This window comes from Moorella naiadis (nom. illeg.) (assembly GCF_051020825.1).
GTDB lineage: Bacteria > Bacillota > DSM-521 > Neomoorellales > Neomoorellaceae > Neomoorella > Neomoorella naiadis.
Genome location: NZ_JAXGFQ010000048.1, coordinates 1 through 10,844 on the forward strand (window position 1 = coordinate 1; position 10,844 = coordinate 10,844).

General features: G+C 59.6%; 9 protein-coding genes and 1 other annotated feature. All 9 genes read right to left on the bottom strand.

Annotated features, from left to right (window positions below):
* On the bottom strand, positions 1–232 hold a 232-nt coding region (locus tag SDD30_RS16625; RefSeq protein ID WP_434076053.1), incomplete at its 3' end, for a response regulator.
* 146 nt (positions 233–378) lie between these two features.
* Positions 379–1,647, bottom strand: coding sequence for an alanine racemase (alr, locus tag SDD30_RS16630; protein ID WP_434076054.1), 1,269 nt, complete (start codon positions 1,645–1,647; stop codon positions 379–381).
* On the bottom strand, positions 1,640–2,749 hold the full coding sequence (locus tag SDD30_RS16635; protein ID WP_434076055.1) for a lipid II:glycine glycyltransferase FemX: 1,110 nt from the start codon (positions 2,747–2,749) through the stop codon (positions 1,640–1,642). Before SDD30_RS16635 ends, alr begins: the two co-directional genes overlap by 8 nt.
* Before the next feature lie 37 nt (positions 2,750–2,786).
* Entirely contained in the window at positions 2,787–4,400 is a 1,614-nt protein-coding gene (gene pyrG / locus SDD30_RS16640) for a CTP synthase (protein WP_434076056.1), read from the bottom strand.
* A 23-nt stretch (positions 4,401–4,423) separates the two neighbouring features.
* Entirely contained in the window at positions 4,424–6,106 is a 1,683-nt protein-coding gene (gene argS, locus SDD30_RS16645) for an arginine--tRNA ligase (RefSeq protein ID WP_434076057.1), read from the bottom strand.
* Positions 6,107–6,160: 54 nt separating this feature from the next.
* Positions 6,161–6,595, bottom strand: coding sequence for a YwiB family protein (locus SDD30_RS16650; protein WP_434076058.1), 435 nt, complete (start codon positions 6,593–6,595; stop codon positions 6,161–6,163).
* Between the two features lie 177 nt (positions 6,596–6,772).
* Positions 6,773–7,825: a 3-deoxy-7-phosphoheptulonate synthase gene (aroF, locus tag SDD30_RS16655; RefSeq protein ID WP_434076059.1), complete on the bottom strand. Its 1,053-nt coding sequence runs from the start codon at positions 7,823–7,825 to the stop codon at positions 6,773–6,775.
* Positions 7,826–7,864: 39 nt separating this feature from the next.
* Positions 7,865–8,233 (bottom strand) — a binding site (T-box leader).
* Between the two features lie 67 nt (positions 8,234–8,300).
* Positions 8,301–9,914 (bottom strand): methyl-accepting chemotaxis protein, encoded by a 1,614-nt coding sequence (locus tag SDD30_RS16660; RefSeq protein ID WP_434076060.1) that lies wholly within the window; start codon positions 9,912–9,914, stop codon positions 8,301–8,303.
* Between the two features lie 5 nt (positions 9,915–9,919).
* Positions 9,920–10,420: a 3-isopropylmalate dehydratase small subunit gene (locus tag SDD30_RS16665; protein WP_434076061.1), complete on the bottom strand. Its 501-nt coding sequence runs from the start codon at positions 10,418–10,420 to the stop codon at positions 9,920–9,922.
* Positions 10,421–10,844 lie beyond the last annotated feature (424 nt).

Genomic DNA, 10,844 nt, shown 5'->3' on the forward strand with positions numbered 1-10,844 from the left:
AGGCTGTAATAACAATCACGGGCAGGGCTATAAATCGTCGCCGTAGCTCCTGGAGAAAGTCCAGGCCATTCATACCCGGCATCTTCATATCCAGGATGACCAGAGAGGGTTCTTCCAGGACGATCTTTTCGAGGGCCTCCTGGCCATCGGTCGCTGCTGTGACAGTAAAGCCTGCTACTTTTAGAGCCTCAGCGATTAAACGACGTACACCGGGCTGGTCATCAATCACCATTACCTTTTTACCCGTCAGACCAGCTCACCTCCGGTTCCAGTGGCCTTAATACCCCCTTTTTTACCGCTCCGCTTTTTCGCTTGCTCTTCGCTGTATTTAAATATTCGGTAACTGTTGCCAGATTCCTGCTCCTTCATTTTATTTTTTTAGATTGCATTATTTGTACCCGATGTACCCGATGACAAACGTCCCTCAGTAGCCGGGATAAGCTCCCCGGCCGTGGTCCGTACCAGGTAGGGTTGTCCCGCGTGGCAGTACACCCGCGGCAGGCGGGTACTGGCCGTCGGCCGGCGCAGGTCGACGGTGACGGCCTGGCCGACGGTCGCCTCCGGCAGGTGGCCGACATCGACCATTGTTAGCTGCATGCCGACCCGGCCTACCACCGGGGCCGGCCGGCCGGCAATGGTTACAGTAGTGCCTTCGCCCCCGCCCCGGCCCAGGTAGGCCAGAACGGTCTTAACTAGGTAGCGGGCCAGGTCGTTCAAATTCTTCGGCCGGGCGACGGCCGTCAGGCTGAAGCCGTCGGCATAACCCAGGGGAATGACGGCCAGGCGGGTGGCCTTTTTAACTACATAGTCGCCGCCGTAAGCCACCGGGGTGCCGGCGGCGACATCGTGGATAAAGAGGATCCGGGCGGTGAACTGCCAGGTATCATGTAATTCTAAGCCCCGGCGGGGGGCCCGGTAGGGAAACTGGCCGTAAAGGAGGGTGCCGGCACGAACCATATCCAGGTGCATCTCCGGGTGGTATAAAATCCCGGAGCTATTGCAAATATGTTTTAAAGGGATGGTAATCCCTCTTTCGTCTAGAGCCGCCAGGACGGAACGGAAACACTCCAGCTGCCTGCCGGCGGAGGCGGGGCTGGTGGCCTCGGCCAGGTGGCTATAGATACCCTCCAGCTGGATGGCAGGCCAGCTGGCCATCTCTGTCGCCAGGGGGGCTACTGCGTCCGGCTCCAGACCGGTGCGTTGCAGGCCGGTCTCGACCTTAAGGTGAACCCGGGCCTGCCGTCCGGCCATTGCGGCGGCTGCGGCCGTTGCTTCGGCCCCCGCCCGGCTGCTGATACTCAGGGTCAGATCAGCGGCAATAGCGTCTGGCAACTCTGCCGGCAGGAGGGGGCTCATGAGGAGAATGGGCAGGTTCAGCCCGGCGCGGCGTAACTCCAGGCCCTCGGCCAGGGTAGTCACCCCAAGATAGTCGGCCCCGGCTGCCTCCAGGACCCGGGCTACGGCCACGGCCCCGGCGCCATAGGCGTCGGCTTTGACTACCGCCAGCAGGCGGGTGCCAGGCTGGAGCAGGGTCCGGACGGCCCGCAGGTTGTGTTCCAGGGCGGTAGCCTCAATGGTAATCCAGCGCGGCCCTACCAGCCGGGTGATGTTATCCAGGTCCATGGGCTTCACCTCTCTTTTATTCACTGTCGGCCTGCCGGTCTTGTTCTCCCCGGGCTTTACGCCAAAAAAGCAGGCGGCGGAAGCCCTGGGAGTAGAGGGGCAGGAGGGTCTGCCAGAGCCAGTAGTAGAAGGGGGCGTAAACCAGATCGTACTCGCCGACAAACGCGGTGAATTCGCCGTTAAAACCCTTTTTGAAGCGGTAGAGGCCGTAAAGGGGGTTGCTTTCAGCGAGAATGCCGGGCACGCCCCGGAAGTCGTACATGGTGCAGCCCTGTTCTTTGGCCCAGCGGATCATAGTCCACTGCAGCAGGTAATTGGGCATGACGTTGCGGTGGCGGTTGCTGGAGGCGCCGTAGAGGTACCAGGCCTTATCCCCCATGATAAAGGCCAGGGTGCCAGCGATGGGTTCCCCCTGGTAGAGGGCCAGGAAGAGTTTGGCGTAGCCCCGCGCCACCATCTCCCGCCACATGGTTTCAAAGTAGCCGTAGGAACGGACCAGAAAGCGGTCCCGCAGGGTGGTTTCTTTTAAAATCTCATAGAAAACCGGCAGGTCCTCCAGGGTGCAATCTTCTTTAATGGTTACCCCTTTTTTCTCGGCCAGGCGGATGTTATACCTGGTCTTGCCGTGCATATTGGCCAGGAGCTCCTCCAGGGGCGGAGTTATATCCAGGCGGAAGACGTGGCGGGGCTGGACGCCGTCAAAGCCGGCGCCGCCGGTAGCCAGGCGAAAGCCCTTCTCCCGGAGGAGGGTCTTGACCTGGCTATCCCCCTCGGGTATATCGGGGTCGATTTTTAACAGGATGGCCCCTTCCTGGCGTGCCACCCGGCCGATGGCCGCCAGAAGTTCACTAAAAAGGTCGGTGTCGTGAAAGTCCACCACCGGCCCCCGGGGAGAGTAAAGGATCGCTTTCTGGATATAGGGTAGTTGTCGCCGTAGCAGGCTGGCGGCGGCGATGATCCGGCCCTCCTCTTCCAGGATCAGGCGCAGGGGCCGCCAACCGGTGGCCGCCTTGACCTCTCCCCAGCCGTAAGACTGGAGGAAGTGGCCTTTGGGGTGACCGGCTATAAAGGCATCAAAGGCCTTTTCCTCATCCGGCCCGATTAACCGGGCCTGCCTGGTAGCCATTACGCCCCACCTCTTCGGGTTGTCTTGCCTACAGCCATCAGGCTTTACCTCCCCCGGCCCGCCGGCAGGCGGCGCCAATGAAGTCCCGGAAAAGGGGATGAGGCCGGTTGGGCCGGGACTTGAATTCCGGGTGGAACTGGCAGGCTACGAACCACGGGTGATCGGCCAGCTCGATAATCTCCACCAGGCGGTCGTCCGGGGAGGTGCCGCTGATTACCAGGCCCCTGACCGTCAGTTCAGCCCGGTAGTTATTGTTGAATTCGTAACGGTGGCGGTGGCGCTCGTAAATTACGGCCTCCTTATAAGCCTGGTAGGCCCGGGTGCCGGGTTGCAGCCGGCAGGGATAGAGCCCCAAGCGCATGGTGCCGCCCTTGTCGGCAATCTCCTTTTGCTCCGGCAGCAGGTCGATGACCGGGTGAGGTGTCTCCGGGTTGAACTCGGAGCTGTTGGCCTCTTCCAGGCCGCAGACATGGCGGGCGAACTCGACTACCGCCAGCTGCATCCCCAGGCAGATGCCCAGGAAGGGTATGCCGTGCTCCCGGGCATAACGGGCGGCGACGATCTTACCCTCAATGCCCCGGTCGCCGAAGCCCCCGGGCACCAGGATGCCGGCCACCCCCTGGAGCTGTTCTTGATTGCCCCGCTCCAGGTCAGCCGAGTAAACCCAGCGGATATCTACCTGCACATTATGGTACATACCAGCGTGGCGCAGGGATTCCACCACGCTCAGGTAGGCGTCGGGCAAGGTGACGTATTTCCCCACTAGGGCGATCTCCAGGTGCCCGGTGATATGCTGCAACCGCTCCACCATGGCCCGCCAGTCATCCATTTGCGCCGGGCCGCAGTTTAACTTCAGCCGCTCGACGACGATGCTGTCCAGGCCCTCCTTCTCCATCATCAGGGGGACTTCATAAATGGAATCCGCATCCCAGGCCTGGATGACGGCATCGGGGTCGATATCGCAAAAGAGGGCGATCTTCTCTTCCATTTCCCGGGGGAAGGGGCGCTCCGTCCGGCAGACGATGATATCCGGCTGGATGCCGATACTGCGCAACTCCTTGACGCTGTGCTGGGTGGGCTTGGTTTTGGCCTCGCGGGCGGCCCGCAGGTAGGGAACCAGGGTGACGTGGATGTAAAGGACGCGGTCGCGGCCGATGTCACTCTTCATCTGGCGGATGGCTTCCAGGAAGGGCAGGGATTCGATGTCGCCCACGGTGCCACCGATCTCGGTGATGACGACATCCGGGTCGCTCTCCTCGGCTACCCGGTAGAGGCGCTCTTTGATTTCATTGGTGATGTGGGGAATCACCTGGACGGTACCGCCCAGGAAGTCGCCGCGGCGTTCCTTGGAGATGACGGACCAGTATACTTTACCGGCGGTGACGTTGCTGGCCTTGGTGAGGCTGATGTCGATGAAGCGCTCGTAATGGCCCAGGTCCAGGTCCGTTTCGGCGCCGTCGTCGGTAACGAAGACCTCGCCGTGCTGGTAAGGGCTCATGGTGCCGGGGTCAATATTGATATAGGGGTCGAACTTCTGGATGGCCACCTTCAGGCCCCGGCTTTTCAGGAGTCTACCTAAAGAAGCGGCGGTTATACCCTTCCCCAGGGAAGAGGTGACACCGCCGGTGACGAAAATAAACTTGGCAGGCATATTTTTCCTCCGACTTAAAATAACTACATCCTCTCCGGGGCGGTGACCCCCAGGAGGTTCAGGACATTGCGCAGGGTGATCCGGGTCGCCTCCACCAGCACCAGCCGCGCCTTGCGGATCTCGGGGTCGTCGGCCAGGACCCGGCAGTTGGTGTAAAAACTATGAAACAGGCTGGCCAGGTCATGGGCGAAACGCGTCAGGCGGTGGGGCTCCAGGGCCAGGGCCGCTCCAGCCACGGTGTCCGGCCAGGCGGCGATTTGCTTGATTAACTCAATCTCAGCCGGGTCCTGGAGAAGCTCTAACCGGGCGTCCCGGGCCGGCGGTATTTCTATGCCCCGCTCCCCGGCCAGGCGCAGGATACTGCAGATACGGGCGTGGGCATACTGGACGTAGTAGACCGGGTTGTCCGCCGACTGGGAGCGGGCCAGGTCCAGGTCAAACTCCAGGTGGCTGTCGCTGTTCAGCATAACGAAGAAATAGCGGGCCGCATCCCGGCCGACCTCTTCAATAAGCTCCTCTAGGGTGATGTACTGGCCGGTACGTTTGGACATCCGCAGGATCTCGCCGCCCTGGTAAAGGCGCACCAGCTGCATGAGGACGACCTCCAGGCGACGGGGGTCGTAACCTAGGGCCTGGATGGCCCCTTTAAGGCGGGCGACATGGCCGTGGTGGTCGGCGCCCCAGACGTTGATCACCCGCTCAAAGCCGCGTTCAAATTTATTGCGGTGGTAAGCAATGTCGGCAGCGAAGTAAGTGGGGATACCGTTCTGGCGCACCACTACTTCGTCTTTAGTGTCGCCGAATTCAGTGGCCCGGAACCAGAGCGCTCCGTCCTTTTCATAAATATATCCGGCCTTTTCCAGGTCGGCCATAGCCCGGGCTACGGCGCCGGAGTCATGGAGGGACTGCTCGCTGAACCAGACGTCGTAGGTGACGCCGAAGTCCTCCAGGACCCGGCGGATAGCGGCCAGTTTTTCTTCCAGGGCAAAGCGGACCAGCATCTCCCGCCTTAAGGCCGGGTCGGTGTCCAGGTATTTATCCCCGTATTTCTCGATAAAGCGCCTGACGGTGGCAATGAGGTCTTCCCCGTGGTAGCCGTCTTCAGGAATGGCCGCTTCCTGGCCCAGGGCCTGAAGGTAACGGGCCTCCAGGGTAAGGCCGAAATTCTCGATCTGGTTGCCCGCGTCGTTGATATAGAATTCGCGGGTTACGTCGTAGCCCACTGCCGTCAGGAGGTTGGCAATGCTGTCCCCCAGGGCGGCACCGCGGGCGTTACCCATATGCAGGAGCCCGGTGGGGTTGGCGCTGACAAACTCCACCTGGACCCTGGCCCCCTGGCCGATATTGGACCAGCCGTACTGGTCGTCCTCGGCCAGGACAGCAGGGAGTACCGGCAGCAGCCACTGGTTATTCAGGGTAAAATTAATAAAGCCCGGTCCGGCCACTTCCACTCTGGCCACGCCGGGTTGCGGCCTTTCCAGGTGCCGCACAAGGGCTGCCGCTACGTTCCGGGGCGACTGCCGTGCCTGTCTGGCCAGCAATAAAGCCAGGTTAGCAGCAAAGTCGCCGTGAGTTTTATCCCGCGGCGTCTCCAATACAAAATCGGGCAGCTCATCATAATTGATTTCGCCGGCTGCCCGGGCTGCGGCGGCAGCATCTGCCAATGCCGCCGCCAGCCGCCTTTTTGTTTCTTGTACTAAATTCACGACCTGACTGTACTCCTTTTCCCCTCTGAAAAAACAACGGGTCGGCAACTTTCCTTAAGCGTAACTCTCTAAATGCTCAACGGTGATCTGCAGCTGGTTGTCGCTGACTTTCTCCTGACCGAGCTGTAATTCATACTCTAGATTAATACTTCCGCCTTGCTCTGTCAAGTCGACTTCTACCTTTGACGGCAAAACGCTGATCCTCATGGTTCCATAAGGAGTGACATAAAAACCAGCGTTTAAAATCCCCGTCTCGAAGGTGGTTTTCTGTTCCGCCGTGCCCATGCGGTTCAATGTCACCCGCCGGGGTTCCACCTTTAAAGTTGTTGTGGTGCCCTCCATTCCCGATAGATAGGTCTCGTTATAAAGGATGTAGTAGTGTTGGTCCCGGATGAAGAAGCGACCCTCGGTAATCAGCTCGATGGAGTCCTGCTCCCCCAGCTCGTTGGTCTGGGTGCCCCTAACCCTTACCAGTACGTCCTTCTTCAAGCCATGCACATCCTTTCGGGATTTTATGGGGTCCTTAGGGCTTATAATTCTCCAGAAAAGACTGATCTCCTTTTTATTTTTAACGATAATTTAACAATTCTCGTTGCTATTTATACCTGTCGTGGAAGTTATTCCCTATAAAAAGCAGCCTCCGGCAGGGGGGGCTGCAGTTACAATTTAAAGGGTGGCTACCTGTTCCAGGAAGAGACCGGTGGGGGCCAGGCCGCGGCCGACGGCCAGGGCCACCGGCGCCAGTTCACCCATGAGCCGGTCAAAGGTCTCCGGGTGCAGGGACTGAGGGCCGTCGCAAAGGGCCCGCGCCGGGTCGGGGTGGACTTCAATAAGAAGGCCATCGGCGCCGGCGGCCACAGCGGCCCGGGCCATGGGCAGGACCAGGCGCCAGCTGCCAGTGCTGTGGCTAGGGTCGACGATAACGGGCAGGTGGGAGTTTTCCTTGACCACAGCCACGGCCGCCAGGTCCAGGGTGAAGCGGGTGGCCGTTTCAAAAGTGCGGATACCCCGTTCGCACAGGATGACATTGGGGTTACCGCTGTCCAGGATGTACTCGGCCGCCATGAGCCACTCCTCGATGGTCGCCGCCAGGCCCCGCTTCAGGAGGATAGGTTTGCCGGTAGCCCCGGCTTCCTGCAGAAGGCGGAAGTTCTGCATGTTGCGGGCGCCGATTTGGATGGCGTCGGCGTACTCGGCCACCAAGGGTACATCCCGGGTGTCCACGGCCTCGGTGACAAAGGGCATCCCTGTCTCCTCCCGCACCCGGGCCAGCATCTTCAGGCCCTCTTCTTCCAGGCCCTGAAAGGCATAGGGGGAGGTCCGGGGTTTGAAGGCGCCGCCGCGCAGGACCTGGGCCCCAGCGGCCTTGACGGCCCGGGCTGCCTCCAGGAGCTGTTCCTCGCTCTCCACGGCGCAGGGGCCGGCCATGACCACCAGGCCGCGTCCCCCCACCGGGACGGCGCCCAGGCGGACGATGGTCGGGGTATCCTTGAGTTCACGGCTGACCAGTTTGTAGGGTTTCATGATCGGGACGATCTTCTCGACGCCGGGAAGGTTGATGAGGGCCTCGGAACTCAAGGCCTTCTTGTCGCCGATGGCGCCGATGACGGTCTTTTCCTGGCCGTAGATGGGGTGGGTCTTAAAGCCCAGCTCTACCAGGCGTTCACTCACCGCTGCGATCTGTTCCCGGGTCGCCCCCGGCTTCATGACGATGATCATTGCTAAGCCTCCCATGTAAAATTAAAAACTCCCCGTCCCGCAAGGGACGAGGAGTTATACCCGTGGTACCACCCTGATTGGCTGCAACAAAACAGCCCGCTCATTATAAGGTACGGGAAAAGGGACTGCAGGAAGGTCGCCCGCCGGTTGCCTGGGCCGCAACAGAACACTGGTGGTTGTATGGCATACGACGGTACAAGGTCGCTAACCTTCCGCTGGTATCTCTTCCGATACCCCCTCCCTGGTAACGGTGGGAGTTCCGGCACGGCCTACCCAGCCGGCCTTTCACCGGCCTTCAGCCTGCTCCTCCGGGGCGAACTTCAACCCTGGCCTCCTGGCCGGTCTCCCACTACCACCGGCTCGCTGGGCAGTCCACCACAGCCTACTTTTCCCCGTCACTGGATTTAACCTGCTAAGTTATGTGTCTTTAAGTTTAGCATGCTATGGCATGGGCGTCAAGGGGCGGAAAAAGCCTTCACTCGAGCATCAGGCCGCCGCAGAGGGTACCGGCAACCTCGCCAGTGGTTTTTTTAATCGGTACGGCCAGGGTAACGATTAATTTACTCGTTATTGCGGATATGTACACTTTGGAAACAAAGGGCTTCCCGTTAATGGCTTCCCGGAACCAGGTGCGGAAGGAAAAGTCTGTGACGGTGGAAGCAGTGTTGGTGTTAAAGATAACCTTTCCGTTTTTATCGGCGCTTATTAACGCCTCAAAAACAGGGTTGCGGCTATAGTACTCCGGTAATGCCTCCTGGTGTTGCTGGTCCTCCATGGCCATTACCCGCTGATCAGCAGCGACCTTCTCTAGATAGGCCAAGGCGTCCCGAACGCGATCCTGAATATGGACATCTAATTCACTTACGCCACCGTACCTGGCGACAAGCTCCTGTAACTGCCCGGCCATTTCTTGCAATTGCCAGCCAGTGCCGGCCAGTTCATCCAGGGAGGCTGATTGCTCTTCCATCCCGGCGGCGCACTCCTCAGCGGCCGCCGCCGTATTCTGGGAAACCATGGCCACATCGCCGGCCAGGGCCTTGATTCTGTTTTCCTGTTCCTGTTGGGAAGCCGCTGCGGTTAGAATTGTCGCCATGGCTTTTTCAGCCGCGACCATCGCCCGGTTGGTGGTGGCCAGGGATTCCCTGGCCGCCCGGCCGGTAGCCAGGTTCTGGGCCGCGGCGCTATTGGCGGCTTCAATCTGGGTACTGATAGTTTCTATTTCTCGGGCAATAATTGTTATGACACTATTAATCTCTGCGGCTGCTTGGGCGGAACTCTCGGCCAGCTTCCGCACCTCTTCGGCGACGACGGCGAAGCCCCGCCCCTGTTCCCCAGCCCGGGCCGCTTCAATGGCCGCGTTTAAAGCCAGGAGGTTGGTCTGGGCTGCTATGTTGCTCACCAGCTCAATGATCGCCGTTATTTGTTGGGCCTGTTGCTGTAATTCCTTAATCCTGCTGCTGGCCTGCTGGTTGGTGATAGCCGTATTCTCAATATGTTCCAGCAGGGTATGTAAAACGTCACTTAATGACTCCAGGTTAGCCCTGGTATCCCGGACCAGGCCGGCGGCCTCCCCAGCCCCGGCGCTAGTTTTTTGCCCCTGCTCCACTCCTTCCTCGGCGGCGTTGAGAACGACTCCTGCCGCTTGGGCCTGTTTATCGGCGCCACCGGCCATGCTCTCTATAACCTGGGAGACCTCGTGGGCCGCCAGTTTAATATTGTCAATGCCTTCGGCCAGCTGGGTAGCGCAAAGGTTTAATTGCTCGCCAGTGGCATAAAACCGGCCCAACACCTGCCGGTATTGCCAGAAGAATTCTTTAAAGGCTGTCACCAGGGCCTGGATTTCCCGGCCTCCCCGGGGTGGTTCCTCCCAGATAAGCTGCCCGTCGGAAATTTTCTTGATCCTCTCTCCCAGGGTAATAAGGGATCGCTTCCACCTGTACTGGTAAACAAAATAAAGATAACCAAAGAACAATAAATTAAGTCCTATAATCACGGAAAAGTAGCCCCAGCCAAGCGAGGCTTTACCAATCAAGATAATTAACCACAACAAACTACTTAATAGGGCTATAGCAATTATATTTCTATCCATTTAAGTTAAGAACACCCTTTCACCTTCCTGGCCACATAGGGCATCAGTCCCCCGGCGGTAATGAGTTCCTGCATGAAGGGCGGGAAGGGAGCCACCGGGTAGGTCGCACCCCGGGTCAAGTTGACGATTTCTCCCTTTTCAGCATCGATCTTGACCTCGTCGCCGGCCTGGATCCCCGCTGCTGCCGCCGGGGACTCGAAGATGGGCAAGCCGATGTTGATGGCGTTGCGGTAGAAGATGCGGGCAAAGGAGGCGGCGATGACCGCCGCTACCCCGGCGGCTTTGATGGCTACCGGGGCGTGTTCCCGCGAGCTGCCGCAGCCGAAGTTCTTCCCGGCGACGATTATCTCCCCAGCTCTCACCCGGCCGGCAAAGGTGGGGTCGGCGTCTTCCATGCAGTGCCGGGCCAGTTCCCCGGGGTCGGTGGTATTTAAATACCGCGCCGGGATGATGGCATCGGTGTCGATGTCGTTGCCGAAGGTGTGGCATTTGCCTGCTATGAGCATCTGGATCATCCTTTCCGTTACTTCCCGGGCAGAGGCTGCTCTTTAGCTTCTAGGGGCTGGAGGGTACAGGCTTAGGCTCCGGTGGTTTTCGGCTAGCAAACTTCGCGCTCAGCCTCCCGCGGCAGCGGAGGTGGCTTGCTATCATCCCTTTGGTCAACCTTAATGGAGGGCGCTACTTTTCGTTTCTGAAAGGCGCGCTATGATCCCCATCCCGTTCACCGCTGCCGCGGTTCAGCTTCGCTAAGTTTGCTAGCGCCTCAAACCTAAGTCGCCTTGCGCCTGTATCCTCCAGCCCTCCTCCTGCCGCAGATGCTATATTTTCCTGTAACCCTTATATATCTTCTTCCGGGGCGGCGATGCGGCCTTGGATGGCGCTGGCGGCGGCTACCGCCGGCCCGGCGAGGTAAACCTCGCTCTCGGGATG